At 66.1% G+C, this 21596-nt stretch carries 18 protein-coding genes; 8 read left to right on the plus strand and 10 right to left on the minus strand.

Annotated elements, in window-relative coordinates; translation table 11 throughout:
• Positions 1–19: 19 nt before the first annotated feature.
• Together F2P46_RS31405 and F2P46_RS31410 are read right to left on the minus strand one after the other, a co-directional pair.
• On the minus strand, positions 20–331 hold the full coding sequence (locus F2P46_RS31405; RefSeq protein WP_166897877.1) for a hypothetical protein: 312 nt from the start codon (positions 329–331) through the stop codon (positions 20–22).
• Positions 289–588, minus strand: coding sequence for a hypothetical protein (locus F2P46_RS31410; protein ID WP_166897879.1), 300 nt, complete (start codon positions 586–588; stop codon positions 289–291). The genes F2P46_RS31405 and F2P46_RS31410 overlap by 43 nt, the downstream gene beginning before the upstream one ends.
• A gap of 75 nt (positions 589–663) precedes the next feature.
• Here F2P46_RS31410 and F2P46_RS31415 point away from each other — a divergent pair, with 75 nt between their 5' ends.
• Positions 664–1173 carry a hypothetical protein gene (locus F2P46_RS31415; RefSeq protein WP_166897882.1) on the plus strand — a complete coding sequence of 170 codons (510 nt, stop codon included), beginning with the start codon at positions 664–666 and terminating at the stop codon, positions 1171–1173.
• A gap of 173 nt (positions 1174–1346) precedes the next feature.
• On the plus strand, positions 1347–3608 hold the full coding sequence (locus tag F2P46_RS31420) for a carboxy terminal-processing peptidase (RefSeq protein WP_166897885.1): 2262 nt from the start codon (positions 1347–1349) through the stop codon (positions 3606–3608).
• Positions 3609–3709: 101 nt separating this feature from the next.
• Here F2P46_RS31420 and F2P46_RS31425 read toward each other — a convergent pair whose 3' ends face one another.
• The 6 genes from F2P46_RS31425 to F2P46_RS31450 all read right to left on the minus strand — a co-directional run bounded on the left by F2P46_RS31425 (position 3710) and on the right by F2P46_RS31450 (position 8650).
• Positions 3710–6286 (minus strand): hypothetical protein, encoded by a 2577-nt coding sequence (locus F2P46_RS31425; RefSeq protein WP_166897887.1) that lies wholly within the window; start codon positions 6284–6286, stop codon positions 3710–3712.
• 190 nt (positions 6287–6476) lie between these two features.
• Positions 6477–6647, minus strand: a complete 171-nt coding sequence (locus tag F2P46_RS31430) for a hypothetical protein (protein WP_166897888.1) — start codon at positions 6645–6647, stop codon at positions 6477–6479.
• A gap of 1 nt (position 6648) precedes the next feature.
• Positions 6649–6777 carry a DUF4184 family protein gene (locus F2P46_RS31435; protein ID WP_166897839.1) on the minus strand — a complete coding sequence of 43 codons (129 nt, stop codon included), beginning with the start codon at positions 6775–6777 and terminating at the stop codon, positions 6649–6651.
• Positions 6774–7172: a DUF4184 family protein gene (locus tag F2P46_RS31440; protein ID WP_166897890.1), complete on the minus strand. Its 399-nt coding sequence runs from the start codon at positions 7170–7172 to the stop codon at positions 6774–6776. The genes F2P46_RS31435 and F2P46_RS31440 overlap by 4 nt, the downstream gene beginning before the upstream one ends.
• Before the next feature lie 69 nt (positions 7173–7241).
• A complete protein-coding gene (locus F2P46_RS31445; RefSeq protein ID WP_166897892.1) occupies positions 7242–7634 on the minus strand; it encodes a VOC family protein in 393 nt (130 codons plus the stop codon).
• A gap of 542 nt (positions 7635–8176) precedes the next feature.
• Entirely contained in the window at positions 8177–8650 is a 474-nt protein-coding gene (locus F2P46_RS31450; protein WP_166897894.1) for an Rrf2 family transcriptional regulator, read from the minus strand.
• Between the two features lie 169 nt (positions 8651–8819).
• Here F2P46_RS31450 and F2P46_RS31455 point away from each other — a divergent pair, with 169 nt between their 5' ends.
• The 6 genes from F2P46_RS31455 (at position 8820) to F2P46_RS31480 (ending at position 15817) form a co-directional block, all read left to right on the plus strand.
• Complete coding sequence (locus F2P46_RS31455) at positions 8820–10010, plus strand: acyl-CoA dehydrogenase family protein (RefSeq protein WP_166897896.1); 1191 nt, start codon at positions 8820–8822, stop codon at positions 10008–10010.
• A gap of 10 nt (positions 10011–10020) precedes the next feature.
• The gene (locus F2P46_RS31460) at positions 10021–11166 is read left to right on the plus strand and encodes an acyl-CoA dehydrogenase family protein (protein WP_166897897.1); all 1146 of its coding nucleotides are present in this window, start codon (positions 10021–10023) and stop codon (positions 11164–11166) included.
• Positions 11163–11633: a MaoC family dehydratase gene (locus F2P46_RS31465; RefSeq protein ID WP_166897899.1), complete on the plus strand. Its 471-nt coding sequence runs from the start codon at positions 11163–11165 to the stop codon at positions 11631–11633. Before F2P46_RS31460 ends, F2P46_RS31465 begins: the two co-directional genes overlap by 4 nt.
• Positions 11626–12078: a MaoC family dehydratase gene (locus tag F2P46_RS31470; protein WP_166897901.1), complete on the plus strand. Its 453-nt coding sequence runs from the start codon at positions 11626–11628 to the stop codon at positions 12076–12078. Before F2P46_RS31465 ends, F2P46_RS31470 begins: the two co-directional genes overlap by 8 nt.
• A 161-nt stretch (positions 12079–12239) precedes the next feature.
• A complete protein-coding gene (locus F2P46_RS31475) occupies positions 12240–13931 on the plus strand; it encodes a methyl-accepting chemotaxis protein (RefSeq protein WP_166897903.1) in 1692 nt (563 codons plus the stop codon).
• 248 nt (positions 13932–14179) lie between these two features.
• Positions 14180–15817 (plus strand): methyl-accepting chemotaxis protein, encoded by a 1638-nt coding sequence (locus F2P46_RS31480; RefSeq protein ID WP_166897905.1) that lies wholly within the window; start codon positions 14180–14182, stop codon positions 15815–15817.
• 7 nt (positions 15818–15824) lie between these two features.
• On the opposite strand, the gene F2P46_RS31485 is transcribed toward F2P46_RS31480, so the two are convergent.
• Both F2P46_RS31485 and F2P46_RS31490 read right to left on the minus strand, forming a co-directional pair.
• A complete protein-coding gene (locus F2P46_RS31485; protein ID WP_166897907.1) occupies positions 15825–16766 on the minus strand; it encodes a diguanylate cyclase in 942 nt (313 codons plus the stop codon).
• Complete coding sequence (locus tag F2P46_RS31490; RefSeq protein ID WP_166897909.1) at positions 16763–21328, minus strand: PAS domain-containing protein; 4566 nt, start codon at positions 21326–21328, stop codon at positions 16763–16765. Before F2P46_RS31490 ends, F2P46_RS31485 begins: the two co-directional genes overlap by 4 nt.
• Positions 21329–21596 lie beyond the last annotated feature (268 nt).

The following is a 21596-nucleotide window of genomic DNA, read 5'->3' on the forward strand; positions in this document are numbered from 1 at the left end:
AAAATCTGGCCTCGCCCAGCTATTTTTTCGCTTCGACTCCCCAAGTCCGACAGGCTGCTAGGCTTCGGGCGTGCAGGGGATACGACCCGGTCAGCACCTGCGGCGCACTCGCCACCCGCACCATGTGGCTGAAGGCCGCCGACAGGCCACCCTGGCGGTCGAGCATGGTCCAGCCATCGCCTCGCTCCCTCAGCGTCGGCTTGCCCTCATGGGCCAGCACGAACAGCGACAGCACCGTGCCTTCGGTCAGTACATGGTCGGTGCCGAACCAGCGTTTCGGCTTCACGATCATCGGCGGCAGGTTCGGTTGCGCGCCTGCGTATTGAGGCACACCGATATATCGTCGGGAAAGCCCATCTTGGTGCGCATCGTCAGGCCAATTCCCCGTGTCTTCGCTTGTTCGCGGGCCATGGCGGCCAGGTCGGCGGTGGCCATGCCCGGCTGGACTGCGCCGAGCACGGCGGCCATCAGCTCGCTGTGAGCATGCGCCAGGTCGGCCAGTTGCGCATTCAGCGCCGGCGAATTGGGGGTGGTAGGGCGGATAGTGGTAAACATCGGCATGGCGCAGTGCGGCGTAAGGGGACGCACGATACCATGCCTGCGTCTTGCCGGGCTGGTCTATGGTATAAGTTTGGCGATGAACGCCGGACAATTTCCCGCATCATGAAAGACATTCTCCTCTACCTCGCGCCCTCGGTCGCGCTGGCGCTGGTGATCCGGGTGCTGGCCGGGGCCCATCCCTTCTTTTTCCTGTTCACCGTGGCCGGCACCCTCTGCCACGAACTGGCCCATTTCGTGGCCGGCCTGCTGACCGGCGCACGGCCCGCCTCGTTTACCGTGATCCCGCGCCGGGTCGGGCGCCACTGGGAGCTCGGCTCGGTCACCCTGACCCGGGTGCGCTGGTACAACGCCGCCCCGGCCGCCCTGGCGCCGCTGGTGATTGTGCTGCTGCCGTTCTGCGTGGCCTGGTGGCGCACGCGCCAGGCCTGGCAGTTCGACCCGCGCGACCTGCTCATCGCGCTGGCGCTGGCGCCCCAGTTCCTCTCGTTCTGGCCGTCGATGGTCGACTGGCGCATCGCGCTGCGGTCCTGGCCTTATCTGTTCATCATCGGCGGTGCGGCCTGGACGGTGTTCCACTTCCGGCCGCACCTGTTTCAATTTGTAAATCCATGAAGCTGTAGCGCCGTCAGCCCGTAAGCTCGGTTTCGCGCCGCTGCGTGGCTCGCCCTGTGTTATGCCACTATCCTGTTAGAATCGGAAGCAGTAGCCGATTTAGCGGCTGGGCGCCCTTGCACTGCACGGTTTCGCCCGCAGATAACACCAGTTCCCGCTCGGAGAGACAACGAATGAAGAAGCACATGTTGATGGTCGCACTGGCATTTGCCGCGACGACACAAGCGGCAGTCCCGCAGCCCGTCAAGGCGGTTGCCCAGCCTGCCAAAGCCGGCACCACGCCGCTCAAGCCGGTTGCCACGCAAACCCAGGCCGCCGCCTGGGCCGCCACGGTCTTCGGACGCCACCATTACAAGGTCACCCCGCTCGACGATGCGATGTCGGACAAGATTTTCGACCGCTACCTCAAGTCGCTCGACAGCGACCGCCTGCATTTTCTGCAGAGCGATATCGACGGCTTCGAGCCGATCCGCACCAGGCTCGACGATGCGATCAAGGCTGAAAACCTGGCCACGCCGTTTTCCATGTACAGCCTGTACCAGCAGCGCTTCAACGAGCGTTTCGCGTATTCGCGTGAGCTGCTCAAAGGCAAGTTCGACTTCACCACCGATGAAACCTTCCAGATCGACCGCGAAAAAGCGGCCTGGCCGAAGAATATCGAGGAAGCGCGCGACCTGTGGCGCAAGCGCGTCAAGAACGACTGGCTGCGCCTGAAGCTGGCCGGTAAAGACGACAAGTCGATCCGCGAAACGCTCGACAAGCGCTACGAAAACTACGTCGGCCGCATGGGCAAGGTCGACAGCGAAGATGTGTTCATGACCTTCATGAACGCCTACGCCACCTCGATCGAGCCGCACACCAACTACCTCGGCCCGCGCTCGGCCGACAATTTTGCCATCGCCATGCGCCTCTCGCTCGACGGCATCGGCGCCGTGCTGCAGCAGCGCGAAGACTACACCGTCATCCGCGAAATCGTGGTCGGCAGCCCGGCTGGCATGTCCGGCAAGCTGAAAGTGGGCGACCGCATCGTCGGCGTGGCCCAGGCCGATTCGCCGGGCTTCACCGACGTGCTCGGCTGGCGCATCGACGACGTGGTCCAGCTGATCCGTGGTCCCAAGGAATCGGTGGTGCGCCTGAACGTGCTGCCGGTCGACGCCGGCACCGACGGCAAGACCGTCACGGTGGCGCTGGTGCGCAAGAAAATCAATATGGAAGAGCAGGCCGCCAAGAAAACCATCATCGAAGTCAAGGATGGCGGCGTCAAGCGCCGGGTTGGCGTGATTTCCTTGCCGACCTTCTACCTTGACTTCGAAGCGCGCCGCCGCGGCGACAAGGACTACAAGAGCGCCACGCGCGACGTGGCCCGCATCCTCGGCGAGCTCAAGAAAGATAAAGTCGACAATGTGCTGATCGACCTGCGCAACAATGGCGGCGGCGCCCTGGGCGAAGCGGTCGAGCTGACCGGTCTGTTCATCGACAAGGGCCCGGTCGTGATGCAGCGCAGCGCCGACGGCGGCGTGGCGGTCGAGAGCGACACCCAGGCCGGCCTGGCTTGGGATGGCCCGATGGGCGTGCTGATCAACCGTGGCTCGGCCTCGGCGTCCGAAATCTTTGCCGCCGCAATCCAGGATTACGGCCGTGGCCTGGTGCTGGGCGAACCGAGCTTCGGCAAGGGCACGGTCCAGACCCTGGTCAACCTCGACCGTGGCAACCCCGGCGAAAAAGCCCGCTACGGCGAGCTCAAGATGACGATCGCGCAATTCTTCCGCATCAACGGCGGCACCACGCAGTTGCGTGGCGTCACGCCCGACATCAAGATGCCGGTCACTTCCGACCCGGAAGGCTTCGGCGAATCGAGCTACGACAACGCCTTGCCATGGGTGGCGATCAAGCCGGTCGCGTTCACGCCGTCGGGCAATTTGAAGCAACTGATTGCCCCGCTGCAAAAACGTCACGAAACGCGCATCGCCAAGGACAAGGACTTCCAGTACTTGCAGGAAGATATGACCGAGCTGCGTAAGCTGCGCAAGGACAACGTGATTTCGCTCAACGAAGCGGTGCGGCGCAAGGAACGCGATGCGCTGGAAGCGAAGGCGAAGCAGCGCGAAGCGCGCCAGGTGGCCCTGCGCGCCGCCGTCACCGACGAACCGGCCGACGTGACCGACGCCAAGGATGCGCGCAGCAAGCTGGCGCCGCCGGCCAGGACCACCAAAGCCGTCGCCACCAAGCCGAACCGCCAGGATGATGGCTTGCAGGCCGACGAGCGCAACCTGGCATCCGAACTGGCCGCCGAAAAAGCGGCCAAGGACGCCAAGGACGTGATGTTGCAGGAGGCGGCGCATATTCTCTCGGACGAGATCGAGATGCTCAAGGGCGATACGCGCATGGCGGCGCGTCTGATGCCTTATCTGCCGGCGGTCAAAGCCGGTAACTGAGCAGGGATGCGGTAAGTTGCAGCGACGGGGCCTTGATGGCCCCGTCGTCGTTTACCGGGCGGGCAGTCTGCGCCTTGCTGATGGCGTTTGCCGAACCGGGATCAGCGTTCGGACGCGTTCGTGCCGGCCGATGGCTCGCGGGGCGCGATGCCGATCACGAACGGCTTGCTGAGCGCGGTAGCGCTGCGCAGACCGTCCGAGACAGACACATAAATCAGCGCCTGTTTCGACGGCTGCAAGTCATCCGTGTCAAGGTCCAGATACGTGCGCCCCGGCGGGACCAGGCCCAGCGGTATCCAGCTGGCACCGTTGTCCGGGCTGTACTGTACGTACACGGCGGCCTGGCCGGCAAGGCCCTTGAGCGACCAGCTGATGCGTGCGACAGGCGATCGCCACAACGCGCCAGCCTGCGGCGCCAGCACGGCGATGGCCGGCGGCGGCCCGCTGCGATCGAGCGTGCGCACCGGCTTCCCGTTGAGCTCGATCACCGCCTGGCGCAGCGCCGGATCGAAGGGCGCGATCACGGCAAACTGGCGGACATCGGGCACATGACCTGAGCCGCGCAGCTCGGCAAAAGGAATCCGCACTTGCTGCCCATCGGCACTGCGCAAGACCAGCGCGTGCGGTCCGCGCGGCGTCAGCGGCAACTGGGCGGTCGTGAGCTTGCGCACGAATTGCAAGGCGCCGAGCGTGCCATCTGGACGAATATTTCCGGAGACAAGCAGAACTTCCCGGGAATTGGCCGCCGCCGCCGCCGCGGCTGCGGGCGGGATCACGCGAATACCGGCGACCGTGCACACATCGACTGGGTCGGCGAAGCTGCCGGTCGATCCGGTAAAGAAACGGTGCGGCGGGTCGAGCGCGATGCAACGTTCGAACCATTGCTGGAGACGGTAGAAATTGATATCCGAGATCCAGCGCTCATTGCCCCACACCGGCAGGGTCGGGGCGGGGCCGTAGGACATCACATCATGCACAATGCTGTCGTCGCCCTCCGCGCAGCGTGGAAACAGCGAGCTGGCCGCGCTCGCCTGGCACGGTGCAATCGGACTCAAGGTCCATGTGCCGACATCATCGGCCGCGCCCGCAGGCGGACCGCTGCGCCGCATGACCAGGCCGAACACGCCGTCGTTCCATCCGCTTGCTTCGTCGACCACGCCGATCGAGCCGTGAAAGTAGGGCCATGCCTCCCAGTCTCCAAGGGTGCCGCCGGCACTTTCACCGTGCAGGTTGCTTACATGATTCATGCCGATGTTGTGGCCAACTTCCTGCCCTGCCGTGGAGGGCGATCGATTCGATAACGATCCCGGGGTGTTATACCAGCCGTAGCCGTCGCAGCCCGGCGGGTTGCGCGCGATGAACAGATTCGACCAGTAGTTGACACGCGCGATGGCCGTGCCTACCGTCGTGCCCGCCGTTGTCGCGTGAAGGTTGCCGAGCATGCTGCTGCAATCGGTCACGGCCGTGCTGTCGAACGCCAGTGTTCCGCCATTGCGCACGCTGATATTGCCGGAGACCGGATAAAGATCCTCCAGGTAGCGCACCATGCGCTCCGCCGTGAACATGGTCGGGGTCGGCCCGGAGGCGGGATCGCGCACGCGAAACAGGTTCAGTCCCATCCTGTAGGGGCCTTTGAAAGCGACGTTGACCTGGTGCAGGGTAATCGATGATGCGAGGCCGCGCAGGCTCAGCCGCATGCTGCCGGCATTGGCCAGGAACGTGCCTGGAATCACATAGTCGAGCGAGGAATCGACCCGTGCGCGGCGCAGCACCAGTTCGCGCCGCTGAGCCAGTGGCGTCGTGGCGCTGGTGCGCGGCACGCTGCGTCCGCCAATGGTGTTTTCCGTGATCGTCCTGGTGCGCACCGTGCCGTCGCGGCTGGTGACCACGATCTGTAGTTCGGGATTGAAGTCCGGTACCGCGTGCTCGCTGGCCCCAAGGAAAAAGCGCACCGCCAGGTTGCGGCCCGCGACCAAGCTCAGGCGCTTGGCCGGCAGGCCCTGCAGCCGCGTGTCCGGCGTCGAGGCGAACGAGGCGCCGGGGCGCGTCAGGCGTGACATCACGCCCTGGCTCAGTTCATAGGCCAGCACGGAGATGACGTTGGGCCGGACCGGCGGCGGCACCGGATCGATCGGAACAACATCGCGGGCGGTGGTCAGCACCAGGTCGTCAATGACCATCAGGTCGAAGCAGTCGCCCGGCGGGTTGGCGACGATTTGCGTGATGTCGCCTTCATCGCCGGTCGCTCGCAGCACGATATCGCGCGACATCGGCGGCAAGGGGACGATCGAAGCGCCCACCCGTGCGAGGAATTCGCTCCGGTCAACTTGCACCGCGCCGGCGTAAGCGGCGACGGCGTACGAGCGCAGGTGGCGGTTAAGGACGCGCATGCGTACTTCGCGCACGCCCATTGCCGCGCTCAGGTCGATGATCAAAGGCCCGCATGCCCGCTCGTCGCCTTGTTGCAGGACCTGGTTGCCGAAGAAGGCGGAAATGACGGGACGCGAGGGAAAGCGCACTCCCTGCGCCACATACTGGTTGGTCGCTTCGGCGCCCAGGGCAATCCCCGAGTCGAAATTGATCGACACGGTGGCGGCGCGCGCCGGTGCCTGCAGCGCCATCGAAGCAAGCCCGGCCGCCAACAAGGCACGCGCGGTGGATGTGAAATAGAGTCTCATGGGAATCTCGCAGGTAGCTGAACCGAGCTTTCAAGCTAACATTGCGATCTTCGCGTGCTGCTGACTTCGCTCAATGCGGGACAGCGGATAGCAAGGGTCGTCGTACGGCCCGCCAGGAGCGGTGGCAGGCAAGGGCGGGTGCGGCCGTCAGCCCTTGCCGGCCGCTTTGCCGGCAAATGACATCCATCCGCTACACAACAGCACGACAGCGGTGGCCCCCCGCCGCCATGCCGGTCGTGATGACGGCAAACGGCAGGCGCTGGGGATGGGCCGGGTCAGCGCTCAGGTAGGCGCATGCGCCGCCAAGGGCCGCCAGCACCGCCGCGAGGGCCAGCCGGCGCGCGAGGTTCCGTACGAGCAAGTCAGGCAAACGTGCAGGTCGCCATCACGATCACTCCGAGCAGACTGCTGCCGTGCTGGAGAACTTTAAACACTGGCAGCTCGTCGCCGCCGAGTGACACCCGCTCGCGCAGCGCTGCGAAGTAATTCACGGGAATGGTATCGGGATGCGCGAACGCGTCCCAGGCAATATGCGTGGCGCGGCGCCAATGGCCAGCGACAAAAGGATCGTCCCGACTGCCCGCGGGTTGCGCACAGACGGGGCAGGCGGCCACATCATGCGCGTGCTCACGACGCGCGGCAGCCATGCCAGCAATGCCGGCCGCAACAGCGTTTGATGGACGATCCAGACCAGCGCGCCGACCGGCACGCAATACAGCAGTATGCCGGATCCGCTATGGCTCAATTCCGCGCTGACGCCGAAGGAGAAAAAACAGACAAAATCCGGCATCATGCTGCCGATCGCCAACGCGGACAGGGAGGTGAACCCCCGCGCGTGGCGATGCAAGGGAATCACGATGGCGGGGTGGCATAAGGTGAATGGCATCGTTGCCTTCGCTGGCGGGTGTCCGGCATCCGGACGCGCGGCGATTGAGGCGGCGCATCCGGGGAAGGCTTACTTCTGGCGGTAGAGCGCGCAGAGCTTGTTGCCGTCAGGGTCGCGCACATACGACAAATACAGGGCGCCCAGGCTGCCTTCGCGCAGGCCTGGCGGTTCTTCGCACGACACGCCGCCGTTCGCCACCGCGACATCGTGAAACTGATGGACTTGTTCCGGCGAGCTGCATTTGAAACCGATGGTGGCGCCGTTGGCGCAGGTCGCCGATTCGCCGTTAATCGGCTCGCTGACGCAAAAGGCATTTCCATCGTGGCGATAGAACAGCCGGGTGTGGCCGGACGGGGCCACGTTGCGCAGCGGTTCGCCCGCGCCGAGCACGCCGAGCAGCGCGTCGTAGAAGCGCTTGGAGCGCTCGATGTCGTTGGAACCTACCATGATGTGATTGAACATACTTTATCTCCTTTATGCCCTGCGCATGTTGTCGGGCTGAATGTTGATGGTACTTTATAGCAGACCAACAGAAGCGACCATCCGATGAACGTCGGCCCCCGCCTGTGCCCTGAAAAAGTTCGTCGATCATAACGGTTTAACGCGCTGGCGTGGGGCCGGATATGCGGGGTCTGTATTTCATTTGCAAAATCATGCGACTGAACGGCGAGGCGATTGCGCATCCCTTTGCCGGCGATATTGGCCGGTGCGGTGTGGGAGACGTCCGGCACGCAGTTTTTCCCGCCAGGGCGATGACCCCCGCCGGTCTTTACCTATCCTGGAGTGTCATCTTCCATTGTCTGTTTCGATAGGGATCGACCGGGCCTCATTCCTCTCCCGAGAGAAGTTCGGAAAGGTCCAGAGGCGAAAGGCGTTTCACCTTCTCTTCAAGCTTCCTATCATAACGCCGGTCGTTTGCTTCCTTCCCTTTAGGCGCCTTCCGCGCATACTGCTGCACGAAGCGGCCCAGTTCGCCAGCAAGTTGCGATGCTTTTCTGGTTGGTCTATTTGCCGCCATCAGCGCTCCCTGTCCGCGCCGCCTTCTCCCACCCACCGGCCACGCACAACTGATCGAACTGCCGCGCCAGGTCGGCCAGCACCACAGTGCCCAGGCTCTCGATCAGGATCGCTTCGGCCCGTTGCAGCGCATCGCCCAGCGCCTGGTTGACCACCTTTTCAACAGCGCAGTCGGGATGCGCCTTATCGACCCCAATGGCGAACAAATGCGGCCCGCCCACCGCGCGGTGGATGTCAAGCAGGGTCACCGCGCGCAAGTCGCAGGCCATCGACCAGCCGCCGTGCTTGCCCGCGCCGGACGTCACATACCCGGCCTCGCGCAAGCCGGCCATGGTGCGCCGCACCACCACCGGATTGGTATCGAGCATCCTGGCGATGTGTTCCGACGTCAAGGGACCGTCATGCCTGGCCATGTGCAGCAGCACGTGGAGCACGCGGGAAAGGCGGCTGTCTGTTCTCATTGAATGGGGCGATAAAAGGGTATCCGGACCCATAGTTTACCGCCTCCCGACACTGCCCGTGCGCCCAAAATTTACCCCCGAAAAAGCCATCTTCCCAGGGCATTTTTTTCAGGTACAATCATTGTGAACGGTCGTGCTATTTTTGGACGATAATAACAAAGGAGACTGTATGGACCTGAACTATACGAGCGAGGACCTGGCGTTCCGCGACCAGGCGCGCGCCTTCCTCGACGCCAATCTGCCGGCCGATCTGCAGCAAAAGGTGCGCAAGCACCTGCGCCTGGCGAAGGACGATTACGTGCGCTGGCACCGCATCCTGGCCGCACAAGGCTGGGTGGCGCCGGGCTGGCCGGCCGAATTCGGCGGCCCTGGCTGGAGCGCCGTGCAGCGCCACATCTGGGATGACGAATGCGCGCGCGCCGGCACCCCGCCGATCCTGCCGTTCGGCGTGAACATGGTCGCCCCGGTCATCATGGCCTTCGGCAGCGACGAACAAAAAGCCCACTTCCTGCCGCGCATCCTCTCATGCGAAGACTGGTGGTGCCAGGGCTACTCGGAACCGGGCGCCGGCTCCGACCTGGCATCGCTCAAGACCAGCGCCGAACGCGATGGCGACTTTTATGTCGTCAACGGCCAGAAAACCTGGACCACCCTGGCCCAGCATGCCGACATGATCTTCTGCCTGGTGCGCACCGACAGCGGCGTGCGCAAACAGGAAGGCATTTCTTTTCTGCTGATCGACATGCACAGCCCCGGCGTGACGGTCCGTCCGATCATCATGCTCGACGAAGACCACGAAGTGAACGAAGTCTTCTTCGACAACGTGCGCGTGCCGGTGCAGAACCTGGTCGGCAAGGAGAACAAGGGCTGGACCTACGCCAAATACCTGCTCGGCCACGAACGCACCGGGATTGCCGCCGTCGGCCGCTCGAAGCGCGAACTGGCCTCGCTCAAGCGCTTGTCCGCCACGCGCAACAAGAACGGCAAGCCGCTGATCGCGGACCCGCTGTTCGCCGCCAAGGTCGCCACGCTCGAGATCGAACTGATGGCGCTGGAGATGACCGTCATGCGCGTGCTGGCGCAGGAGCACAAGGCGCCCGGACCGGAAGCGTCGGTGCTCAAGGTGCGCGGCACCGAAATCCAGCAGACGCTCACGGAACTGATGGTCGAAGCGGTCGGCCCGATGGCGCTGCCGTTCGATGCCGCCTACCTCGAATCGGCAACGCCGCACAGCGTGTTTGACGATGACGACGCCGCGCCGCTGGCCGCGCACTACTTCAATCTCCGCAAGACCTCCATCTATGGCGGCTCGAACGAGATTCAACGCAATATCATCACCCAGATGATCCTGGGCCTGTGAGGGACTGAACATGGATTTCAACTTCAAGGAAGAACAGCTGGCCTTTGCCGATGCCCTCAAGCGCTGGGTGACCAAGGACTACAGCTTCGAGACGCGCAGGAAAATCGTTCATTCAGGCGAGGGCACCTCCGCCGCCGCGTGGGCCGCGCTGGCCGAACTGGGCATGCTGGCGCTGCCGGTGCCGGAAGAGCAGGGCGGCTTCAACGGCACGGCGGTCGACATGTTCGTCGTCATGCGGGAGCTCGGGCGCGGCCTGGTGGTCGAACCGTATTTCGCCACCGTGCTCGGTGCGCATTTCCTGGCGCTGGGCGGGCAGCATCCCGGGCTGCTGGCGCAAGTGGCCGGCGGCGAACTCAAACTGGCCTGCGCGCTGGCCGAAAAACAGGCGCGTCATGACCTGTCGGACATCGCCACCACCGCCGTCGCCAACGCCGGCGGCTACGTCCTCAATGGCCACAAGAGCGTGGTGGTGCACGGCGGCCAGGCCGGCAGCCTGATTGTCTCGGCGCGCAGCGGCGGTGAACAACGCGGCGCGGACGGGGTGTCGCTGTTCTTGGTGCCGGCCAACGCGCTTGGTGTGGCCGTGCGCGACTATCGCACCCTCGACGGCCAGCGCGCCGCCGACGTCACTTTCGCCAACGTCCAGGTGCCGCCTGGGAGCCTGATCGGCGTCGAGGGCCAGGGCTGGGACCTGCTCGACGCCGGCGCCGATTACGGCGCGGGCTTGCTGTGCGCCGAAGCGCTGGGGGCGATGGAAGCGATCTTCGCCGCCACGCTCGACTACCTCAAGACGCGCACCCAGTTCGGCGCGCCGATCGGCAAATTCCAGGCGCTGCAGCACCGCATGGCCGACATGTACATCCACCTGGAGCAGGCGCGCTCGATGGCGCTGCTGGCCGCGGTGCGCCTGGCCTCGTCCGATGTGGAAGAACGCCGTCGCACCGTCTCGGCGGCCAAGTTCCGCGTCGGCCAGGCGCTCAGGTTCGTCGGCCAGCAGGCGGTCCAGCTGCACGGCGGCATGGGCGTGACCGACGAACTGCCGGCCGCGCACCACTTCAAGCGCCTGACCATGATCGAGCTGTCGCTGGGCGACTCCGACCATCACCTGCAGCGTTTCATCGCGCAGCCGGGTTTCGCGACGGGCGCCATGGCATGAAGAAGAGCACATGGTATTTCGAGGACTTTTACGTCGGCCAGGAGATTGCCGTGGGCAGCCGCACCGTGAGCGAGGAAGAAATCATCGCCTTCGCTACCCAGTTCGACCCGCAGCCCTTCCACGTCGACCATGACGCGGCCGCGGGGTCCATCTTCGGCAGCGTGATCGCCAGCGGTTGGCACACCTGCAGCATGATGATGCGCATGGTGGTCGACAGTGTGCTGGGCGCTTCGTCGAGCATGGGTTCACCGGGCCTGGACAAGGTGCGCTGGCTGCAACCGGTGCGCGCCGGCGACACGCTGACGGTCAGCTACATCACGACGCAGCTCAAGCCATCGCTCTCGCGTCCCGATCGTGGCGTGGTCTGGTCGACGTGGCAGGCCGTCAACCAGCACGGCGAAGTGGTATGCACCATCGAAGGCATGGGCATGTTCAGGCGCCGCCCGCAGGAGGACGGCAATGCGTGAATTTTCCAGCCTGGCCGAGATGCAGGCGCTGGTGGGGCAGGAACTGGCGGTGTCGGACTGGGTCGAGATCACCCAGCAACGCGTGAACCAGTTCGCCGACGCCACCGACGACCACCAGTGGATCCACGTCGACCTGGAACGCTGCGCGCGCGAGTCGCCTTTCGGCGGCCCGGTCGCGCATGGCTTCCTGACCCTGTCGCTCATTTCCGGCCTGTTCGAGCGGGCGCTGCGCATGGTCGACGCAAAGATGGTGGTCAATTATGGCCTGAACAAGGTGCGCTTTCCGGCGCCGGTGCCGGTCGGCAGCCGCGTGCGCGCGCGCCTGACGCTGCAGCGGGTCGAGCCGATCGACGGCGGCGCCCAGCTCGAATGGAGCGTCATCGTCGAGCGCGAGGGCGGCGCCAAGCCGGTCTGCGTGGCCGAACTGCTGGTCCGGCGCTACTGATGCCGCACCCGGCGGGGCCGCCCGGCCCCGCCTACACCACCGCCCTTGCCATCGCACCTAGCAGGAATCATGGGGCAATCCTGGCCGCATGGCGCGCCCGATGAGACTAGTATGAACTGACGGGTAGCTTGTCGTCGTACGGTCATCAGCCAGGAGCACGGATGAAAATTGCGAACTTGAAAATCGGCGTTCGTCTGGGGGCCGGTTTCGGCCTCGTTTTGCTGTTGATGGCGGCCCTGATCGCCACCGGCATCACCCTGTTCAACAGCGCCGGCGCCAGCACCAGGCGCATGGTCGACCACGAATGGGTCAAGGCCGAGGCCGCCAACGGGATCAATGTCGGCACGCGCGCCAATGCGCGCCGCACGCTCGAACTGTTCATCGTCACCGATCCTGCGCAACTGGCCAATATCCGCGCCCGCATCGAAGTGAACAAAAAGTCGATTGTCGCCGCGCTGGCGACGCTCGACAAACTGATCGAGTCGCGCGAAGGGCGCGATCTGCTGGAGCGGGTCACGCGCGAGCGGGCCGTCTATGTGGCCGCGTATTCGCGCGTCGACAAGCTGATGGCCGAAGGCAATCGCGATGACGCGGCGGCCCTGATGCGCGCCGAAGCCCTGCCCGCGCTAGATACCCTGCAAGCCTCGATCACCGCCCTGGGCGCCTTGCAGAAGCGGCTGGTCGAAGAGGCCAGCGCCGACGTAGGCCGCAGCATCGCCAGCGCGCGCACCCTGATGCTGTGGCAGGGCGCGGCGGCGCTGGTGATTGGAGTGCTGGCCGGTTGGTGGATCACGCGCTCGATCACGCTGCCGATCAACGACGCGGTGCGGGTGGCCAGGACGGTGGCGGCGGGCGACCTGAGCGCCCGCATCGCGCCCGGTTCGTCCAGCGAGACCGGGCAACTGCTCGAGGCCCTGGGCGAGATGAACGCGGGCCTGCGCAATATCGTCAACCAGGTGCGCAACGGGACCGATGCGATTGCCACCGCGTCGAGCCAGATCGCCAGCGGGAACATGGATCTGTCGGCGCGCACCGAGCAGCAAGCGAGCTCGCTGGAGGAGACCGCGTCGTCGATGGAAGAACTCACATCGACCGTCAAGCAGAATGCCGACAATGCGCGCCAAGCCAACCAGCTGGCCATTTCGGCCTCGCACGTGGCGGTGCAGGGAGGTTCGGTGGTGGCGCAGGTGGTCGACACCATGGGGTCGATCAATGAATCGTCGCACAAGATCGTCGAGATCATCAGCGTGATCGAATCGATCGCGTTCCAGACCAATATCCTCGCGCTCAATGCCGCCGTGGAGGCGGCGCGCGCCGGCGAGCAGGGGCGCGGCTTTGCGGTCGTCGCCAGCGAAGTGCGCAACCTGGCGCAGCGCTCGGCGGCGGCGGCCAAGGAAATCAAGATGCTGATCGACGATTCGGTGGAGAAGGTGGCCCAGGGCAGTGAGCTGGTCGACCGGGCCGGAACGACGATGCAGGCGATTGTCACGAGCATCAAGAGCGTGGCCGACATGATGGGCGAGATCACGGCGGCCAGCGTGGAGCAGACGGCCGGCATCGAGCAGATTAACCAGGCCATCACGCAGATGGACGAGGTGACGCAGCAAAACGCCGCGCTGGTCGAGCAAGCCGCCGCCGCCGCCGGTGCGCTGCAGGACCAGGCCGGAACGCTGGCGGGCGTGGTCAGCGTGTTCAAGCTGCCGGCCGGCGCGGAGCAAACCGGCGCCCGGCCCGCGCCGCGCGCGCTGTCTCCGCGCGTGCCCGGGGAAAGCGCCACGCGAGCGGTCGCGCCGGCCGTCGGACGCACGCGTGAAGTGGCCGCCGCCGGTCCGGACGACTGGGAAGAGTTCTGAAACAGCTTCCTGGCCGCGAAGATCGATTTCCTTGATCTGCGTTGGTTGACGCGGGGCGCTCAAGCGGCATACTATTTCCATATAGAAACATCAGGTGCGTTCCATGACTGCCGTGCGCACGGCGTTGGCGATGCATCTCCAATCCCCGTCCGCCCAATCCCTGCGGGCGGCTTCGCACACGCGTCACTTCCATTCATTGCGCGGCGTCCGGCCAGCGCCGGCGCGCCCGCCTCACCCTGGGTAACAGCATGAACATTGCAAACTTACGAATTGGGGCGCGCCTCGGCGGCGCGTTCGGCGTCATCCTGCTGATCATGGCGGCGCTGATCGCCAGCGCGCTCACACTGCTGGCCAACATCAGCGCCGATAGCACCACCATGATGGAGCGCGACATGGTGCAGGCCGATGCGGCCAACGTCATCAACGTCACCACCCGCGCCAACGCGCGCGCCACGCTCGAATTGTTCATCGCGCCCGACGCCGCCTACAGCGCCAGGGTGCGCGAAAAGATCGAGGCGAACAAGAAGGACATTACCGGCGCCATCGCGGTACTCGACCAACTGGCCAGCAGCGCCGAAGGGCGCGCCCTGCTGGCGCAAATCAAGGTGCAGCGTGCGGCCTATGTCGCCTCGTTCGGCACCGTCGGCAAGCGCCTCGCCGCGCAGGAACGCGATGCGGCCGTCGCCACCATGCTGGGCCAGACCCTGCCCGCGCTCGACACCCTGCAAGGCTCGGTGACGCGGCTGGCCGGCCTGCAAAAGACGCTGGTGGGCGAGTCCGGCCGGCGCATCGAAGCGAGCGTGGTCCTGGCGCGCCAGGCCATGCTGGTGCTGGGCCTGGCCGCGCTGGTGATCGGCGCCTTGTCCGGCTGGTGGATCACGCGTTCCATCACCGCGCCGATCGGCCGGGCGGTGCAGCTTGCGAAGACGGTCGCTGCGGGCGACCTGACCAGCGACATCGCTGTGGTCTCGGGTGACGAAACGGGGCAATTGATGCAGGCGCTGCGGGACATGAACGGCAGCCTGCAAAATATCGTCGGCCAGGTGCGCAGCGGCACCGACGCCATTGCGACGGCATCCGGCCAGATCGCCGGCGGCAATATGGATTTATCGGCGCGCACCGAGCACCAGGCCAGTTCGCTGGAGCAGACCGCATCGTCGATGGAAGAACTGACATCGACCGTCAAGCAGAATGCCGACAATGCGCGCCAGGCCAACCAGCTGGCATTGAGCGCGTCGCAGGTGGCGCAGCAGGGCGGGGCCGTGGTGGCGCAGGTGGTCGAGACCATGGGATCGATCAACCAATCGTCGCGCAAGATTGTCGATATCATCGGCGTGATCGAAGCGATCGCGTTCCAGACCAATATCCTGGCCTTGAATGCGGCGGTGGAAGCGGCGCGCGCCGGCGAGCAGGGACGTGGCTTTGCGGTCGTCGCCAGCGAGGTGCGCAACCTGGCGCAGCGCTCGGCGGCGGCGGCCAAGGAAATCAAGATGCTGATCGGCGACTCGGTGGAGAAGGTCGCGCAGGGCGCCGAACTGGTGGACCGGGCCGGAACCACGATGAAGGCCATTGTAACGAGTATTGACAGCGTGACCGGCATGATGGGCGAGATCACGGCGGCCAGTGGGGAGCAGACGGCCGGGATCGAGCAGATCAACCAGGCCATCGCGCAGATGGACGAGGTGACGCAGCAGAACGCGGCGCTGGTGGAGCAAGCCGCGGCGGCGGCGGGGGCCTTGCAGGATCAGGCGGGGGCGCTGGCCGATGTGGTCGGCGTCTTCAAGCTGCCGGCGCGCGTGGTGAACGGCGGGCGTGGGCCGGCGCCGGCGACGGCCAGGGCCGAGGCCGAGGGGAGGGCGCCGCAGGAACGCCTGGCCTGGGCCTGAGGTAGCGCTACGGTAGCGGGGTGGGCGCCTGATCGGCCTGCAAACAATACCGGTTGCGCCCACCCGCCTTGGCCTGGTACAGCAGCGCATCGGCTGTCTTTATCAGGCCGCCGGCGGTCAATCCGTCGGCCGGCATCAGGCTGGCCACGCCCATGCTCAGGGTCAGCCAGGGCGACGCGCCCGATTTTTCGTGCGGAATGGCCAGTTGGGCCATTTCGTCGAGCAGCTTCCTGGCCACCACCTCGGCGCCGCGCTTGTCTTCCTGCGGCAGCAAAATGACGAACTCCTCGCCGCCATAACGCGCCACCAGATCCTGCGGCCGCGCCGCCGCGCGCCGCATCGCCGCGCCCACCCGCACCAGGCTGTCGTCGCCGGCCTGGTGTCCGTAGGCGTCGTTGTACGCCTTGAAATGATCGATGTCGGCGATGATCAGCGCCAGCGGCGCCTTGGCGCGCGCGCAGCGCCGCCATTCGGTATCCATCGCCTCGTCGAAGCCGCGCCGGTTGGCGACCCCGGTCAGGCCGTCGGTCAGGGTCAGCTCGCGCAGCGCGTCGCTCTGGCGCTTGACGGTCAGCTGCGTGCGCACCCGCGCCCGCACCACCGCCGCGTTGACTGGCTTGGTGATGAAGTCGGCCGCGCCGGCTTCCAGGGCGCGCGTTTCATCCTCGGGCGTCTTGAGGGCGGTGACAAAAATGATCGGGATGTCGCGTGTCGCGCCCGACTCGCGCAAGGCCCGGCACACCGCGTAGCCGTCCATGTCGGGCATCATCGCGTCGAGCAGGATCAGGTCGGGACGCTGGGTCTGGGCGATATGCAGCGCCTTGGCGCCGTTCATCGCAAACACCACCTCGTGCTCGTCCTGCAAGGCCTGGTGCAGGATCTGGATGTTTTCCATCGCGTCGTCGACGATCAGGATCCGTCCATTCCTTGCCATATCGGTCCAACTCATGCATGGTCCCTTCGTTTCAAAATCTCCTGCACCTGCAGCGCGGCGTTGGCAAAACCGAGCGTGGCGACAGCGTCACCCAGCGCGCCCACCACGGCCGGGGCCAGGGTCGCGTCCAGGACCGGACGCAGGGCATCGAAAGCCGACATCGCCTTCAGGTTGTTATTCTGAAGCAAACCAAGCAGTTCCGCCAGCGCCGCGTCGAGTTGTGCGGGGTCTTGTGTCCCCGGCCGCACGCCGAGGGCGGGCGGCGCGGGCAGGGCGCGCGCCGTTTCGAACACCGCCTGCAACGCCTTGTCGAGGGCGCCCAGGCGCACCGTCAGCTCGGCGCTGCCGGCGCTGCGCAAGGCTTGTTCAAAGTCGAACGCCAGCGCCGCCAGCTCGCTCGCCCCCAGGTTGGCCGCCACCCCGCGCAAGCGGTGCACCAGCTGGATCGCCTCCTGGCGCTGCTCGCCGCGCAGCAGGGCGCGCACCTCGTCCAGGGTCTGCCCCTGCGAACTCTCGAAACGCTTGAACAAAGCGACAAAATTGTCGAGATGACCACCGAAACGCGGCAAGGTCGATGCCAGGTCGATGCCGGGGATGTCGATGCGCGGCGCGCTGTCGGGCGGCGTGGCGCGGCCCGCGTGGCCGCCGCCGGGCGCCGCTGCGGGGTTGCCCGCATCGTGGCCGGCATCGCGCAACTCGCCGCGCGCGCAGACCCGGATCAGGGTATCGACCATGTCGTCCACATCGATCGGCTTGGCCACATGGGCGTTCATGCCGGCCGCGACTGCGTGGCGGCGGTCTTCCTCCATCGCGTTGGCGGTCATCGCGATGATCGGCAGCGCCGCGATGCCCATGCGCCGGATCGCTTCGGCCGCCTCGTAACCGTTCATCACCGGCATCTGGATATCCATCAGCACCGCATCGTAGCGGCTCGGGGCGTCGGCCAGCATGCTCACCGCGATGCGCCCGTTGGCCGCGATATCGACCGCGGCGCCGGCGTGCAGCAGGATGTACTTGGCCACCTCCTGGTTGATCGGGTTGTCCTCGACCAGCAGTACGTACATCCCCTTCAGGCGCCCGGCCAGCGGCGTCCCGGAGCTGGCGTCGGGAGCAGCCTTCCCGGTGTGCAGTTCGAGCGCCGCCGCCATCAGCGCCAGCCGCGTCACCGGTTTACTGAGGATGGCGTCGAGCTTGAGGTCATCCTGCAGGCCGACCAGCTGCTCGCGCGCGCTCTCGGCCACCATCAGCGCGCAGCGCGGCATGGCGATGGCCGGATCGGTGCGCGCGTAGGTCAACACGGCGATGCCGTCCAGTTCCGCCATCGCCGTATCGAGGAACATCAGGTCGTAGGGCGCGCCGGCGCGGCTCGACACGCGCAAGCGTTCGAGCGCCTCGGCGCCGCTGGCGGCGGTCTCGACGCGCCAGCCGACACCGGCGCACATCTGCGCAATGGCGGCGCGCGCGCTGTGGTTGTCGTCCACCACCAGCACCGACAGGACGGCGCCGCCGGGCAAGTCGGGAAGCTCGGGCGGCACGGCCGCGTCGTCGGGGGCGGCCACGCCGAAGGCCGCATCGAAATACAGCTCGGCCCCGGCGCCAAGTTCGCTGCGCACGCCCAGGGCGCCGCCCATCAGGCCGACCAGGCGGCGGCAGATCGCCAGTCCCAGGCCGGTTCCGCCGTATTTGCGGCTGGTCGAGCTGTCGCCCTGCGAGAAGGCGTCGAACATGTGCTCCTGCTGCTCGTGTGCGATGCCGATGCCGCTGTCGCGCACCGAAAAGTCGAGCACCAGCACGCCGGCGTCCTCGCTGCGGCGGGTAATCGACAACACCACTTCGCCCTGTTCGGTGAACTTGATCGCATTGCCGATCAGGTTCAGCAGCACCTGCTCGAGCCGCAGCGCGTCGCCCACCACCCAGAGCGGCACATCGGGCGCCACCGCGTACACCAGCTCCACGCCCTTGCCCCAGGCGTTGGCCGACAACAGCACCGACATGCTGTCGAGGACCTGGCACAGCCTGAAAGGCGCCGCTTCCAGCGCCAGCTGGCCCGCCTCGATCTTGGAAAAATCGAGCACGTCGGAGAGGATGCCCATCAGCGAACGGGTCGACATCTTGATCTTGGCGACATAACTGCGCTCGCGCCGTTCCAGCGAACTTTCTTCGAGCAGGCGCGCCAGGCCCATGATGGCGTTCATCGGCGTGCGGATTTCGTGGCTCATATTGGCCAGGAACTCGCTTTTCGCGCTGCTGGCCGATTCGGCCCGTTCCAGCGCGCCGATCAACTGCTCGTTGAGCGACTGCAGGCGCAACTCGGTGCGTTTCAGTTCCGACACGTCGGAGATCAGTACATAAAAGCCGCGCACCGCGCCATCCTCATCGAAGTCGGGGATATAGTTGGCCCAGGTGTGGCGCAGCTCGCCGGAGGCCGAAGTGATCTCGCGCGCGAAGTGGGTGGCCTTGCCGGCCAGGACCTCGCGCAGGTGGGGCGCGATGTCGGCCATGGTGTCGGGCCCGAGCACATCGTCCATGCTGGCGCCAGTCATCTCAAAGGCGCTGCGCCCGCACAGCTCCAGGTACAGGCGGTTGGCGAACTGGCAGCGCAGCTCCGCATCCCAGTAGGCCACCATGCCGGGCACGTTGTCGGTGACGGTGCGGATGAAGCGCTCGCTCTGCTCCAGGCGTTCGCTGGTGGCGCGCAGCGCTTTTTCGGCGGCCACGCGCTCGCTGATATCGCGCACGGTCGACTGCAAGATGCCCTTGCCGCCGATGTTGACGCTGGTGAGCAGCACATCGGCGTTGAACAGGGCGCCGTCGCGGCGCATGTGCAGCCACTCGAAGTGATGGCTGCCGGTCTCGATCGCGTAGCGGATGAACTGTTCGGCCTTGTCGGCCGAGCGCCGTCCGTCGGGCTGGAATTCGGGCGAGGTGGTGGCCAGCGACAGGGTCAGGAATTGCTCGATGCCGGTGCAGCCGAAGATGCGCACGGCGGCCTGGTTGCCGCCGATGAAACCGGCGCCCTGGGCGATCAGCATATGGGCGTCGCCCGACATTTCGTACAGCGCGCGGAACTGCTCGTTGACGTCGCGCAGGCGCTCCGACAGCAGCTTGCGTTCGCTGACATCGAGCACCACGGCGCTGATGCCGACCAGCGCGTGGTCGGCCCCGAACACCGGATGGTAGCTGACCACCCAGTGGCTCTCCACATCGGGCGAGCCGGGCACCGAGCGCGATTCGTGCACCGACTGGATCGGCAGGCCGGTATCGCGCACCTGGCGGTAGGCCTGCTCGTACTCCTCGCCTAGGGGGCCGAGCAACTCGGGCAGGGTGTGCCCAAGGTGATCGGCCACCGGGATCGCATTGATGGCGGCCAGGTAGTCGTTGACCATGACCACGCGCAGGTCGGTATCGAGCAGGGCCAGGCCCACCGGCGCGGTCGCGTAGACCGTTTCGAGCAGGGCGTTGGCGCGTTGCAGTTCGCCGGTACGCTCGGCGACCAGGGTTTCGAGGTTGTTGCGGTAGCGTTGCAGCTCGCCGTCCATGTGCTTGAGGGCGCCGGCCACCTCGGCCACTTCGCGGATCTGCATCGGCGGCAGCACCATCGGCTCGCCGCGCCCGAGCGCCGCCGCCGGCGCGCACAGCGAGCGCACCGAGCGCCCGATCACGCCGCCGATGGTCCAGGCGGCGGCGAAACCGACCACCAGCAGCGCGGCCACGCTGAGGAACATGCTGGCCAGCGCCTCGCGCATGGCCTCGTAGGCGGCGTCGCGCGGCAGGGCCACGGTGGCGTACCAGCCGCGCTTGGGAGAGCGCTGCAGGCTGGAGATGACGCGGCGGCCCTCGCGCGCGGTCAGTTCGAGCGTGCCGGCGTTGGCGCGTCGCGCCAGCGCGGCCATCTCGGGACGGGCCAGCGCGCCGATGAATTTGTCGGGGGCGATGCTGCGCGCGACGAAGATGTCGCGCCGGTCGAACACCTGCGCGTTCCAGCGCAGCGGCAGGCGCTGCTCGGCCAGCAACTGGTTAAAGCGCTCGGGGCGCAGCTGGGCCGACAGCACGTACACCACCTCGCCCTGGCGCCGCACCGGCACCTCGACCGAGACGGTGTAGGGGGCGCTGGGGCTGGCGCGGTACAGGTCCGAGGTGGCGGCCTGGCCGCTGCGGGCCACCTGGCGGATGGTTTCGGCGTTGCCGTTGGGGGGCAGGGGCAGGCCGTGCGCGACGCGGGTGTTGAGCAGGGGCTTGCCATCGAGGTCGCTCAGCACGAAGGCGTCGCCGGGGAACTCGGGGCCGAGGATTGAGCGCGCCTGGTGGTGGAACTCGGCCAGGTCGGCGCGGGTCAGGCTGGGCGAACTGGCCAGCGCGCGGGCGGCGGTTTCGCCGGCATCGAGATCGCGTTCGACGGCCATGAGCACGTTTTGCGCCAGCCGTTCGGCATCGCCCAGCAGGTCGGCCCGTTCGCGCCGGAAGGAATCGTAGGACAGGGCGGCAAAGCCGACCAGGGTCGGCACGGCGCAGGCGAGGACCAGGGTGGCGGTCTTCGAGCGGATCGAGGGGAGGGTGGAACGCGATGAAAACGACACTGCCGAACCTTTCGTCGCATCAAACGCGGCGCCACGCACCGCTCTGGGAACGATGGTAGCCGAGCAGGCGTTTTCTTCAAAGCACTTTACGCCAGTCGTGCGCGGCTTTGCACTTGCCATAGCGGCCAGCAACACCCAACCGGGGTCTGACCCTGACCCTTCCCCTCAAATTTTGCTTGTAAACGAATTAGGATGGTGTTAACTTTCAATCCCAAAAACGGTGCATGCATGGCTGTGTTACCCCTTTACTTCGTAGCGACCAAACTGC

The sequence above is a fragment of the Massilia sp. CCM 8734 genome, from assembly GCF_011682155.1.
Taxonomy (GTDB): Bacteria; Pseudomonadota; Gammaproteobacteria; order Burkholderiales; family Burkholderiaceae_D; genus Telluria_A; species Telluria_A rubra.

What these genes read in the sequence shown, in the direction of transcription:
- F2P46_RS31415 (WP_166897882.1), top strand. Translation starts at nt 664, where the DNA reads ATGAAAGACATTCTCCTCTACCTCGCGCCCTCGGTCGCGCTGGCGCTG.
- F2P46_RS31420 (WP_166897885.1), top strand. Translation starts at nt 1,347, where the DNA reads ATGAAGAAGCACATGTTGATGGTCGCACTGGCATTTGCCGCGACGACA.
- F2P46_RS31425 (WP_166897887.1), bottom strand. Translation starts at nt 6,286, where the DNA reads ATGAGACTCTATTTCACATCCACCGCGCGTGCCTTGTTGGCGGCCGGG.
- F2P46_RS31440 (WP_166897890.1), bottom strand. Translation starts at nt 7,172, where the DNA reads ATGCCATTCACCTTATGCCACCCCGCCATCGTGATTCCCTTGCATCGC.
- F2P46_RS31445 (WP_166897892.1), bottom strand. Translation starts at nt 7,634, where the DNA reads ATGTTCAATCACATCATGGTAGGTTCCAACGACATCGAGCGCTCCAAG.
- F2P46_RS31450 (WP_166897894.1), bottom strand. Translation starts at nt 8,650, where the DNA reads ATGAGAACAGACAGCCGCCTTTCCCGCGTGCTCCACGTGCTGCTGCAC.
- F2P46_RS31455 (WP_166897896.1), top strand. Translation starts at nt 8,820, where the DNA reads ATGGACCTGAACTATACGAGCGAGGACCTGGCGTTCCGCGACCAGGCG.
- F2P46_RS31460 (WP_166897897.1), top strand. Translation starts at nt 10,021, where the DNA reads ATGGATTTCAACTTCAAGGAAGAACAGCTGGCCTTTGCCGATGCCCTC.
- F2P46_RS31465 (WP_166897899.1), top strand. Translation starts at nt 11,163, where the DNA reads ATGAAGAAGAGCACATGGTATTTCGAGGACTTTTACGTCGGCCAGGAG.
- F2P46_RS31470 (WP_166897901.1), top strand. Translation starts at nt 11,626, where the DNA reads ATGCGTGAATTTTCCAGCCTGGCCGAGATGCAGGCGCTGGTGGGGCAG.
- F2P46_RS31475 (WP_166897903.1), top strand. Translation starts at nt 12,240, where the DNA reads ATGAAAATTGCGAACTTGAAAATCGGCGTTCGTCTGGGGGCCGGTTTC.
- F2P46_RS31480 (WP_166897905.1), top strand. Translation starts at nt 14,180, where the DNA reads ATGAACATTGCAAACTTACGAATTGGGGCGCGCCTCGGCGGCGCGTTC.
- F2P46_RS31485 (WP_166897907.1), bottom strand. Translation starts at nt 16,766, where the DNA reads ATGAGTTGGACCGATATGGCAAGGAATGGACGGATCCTGATCGTCGAC.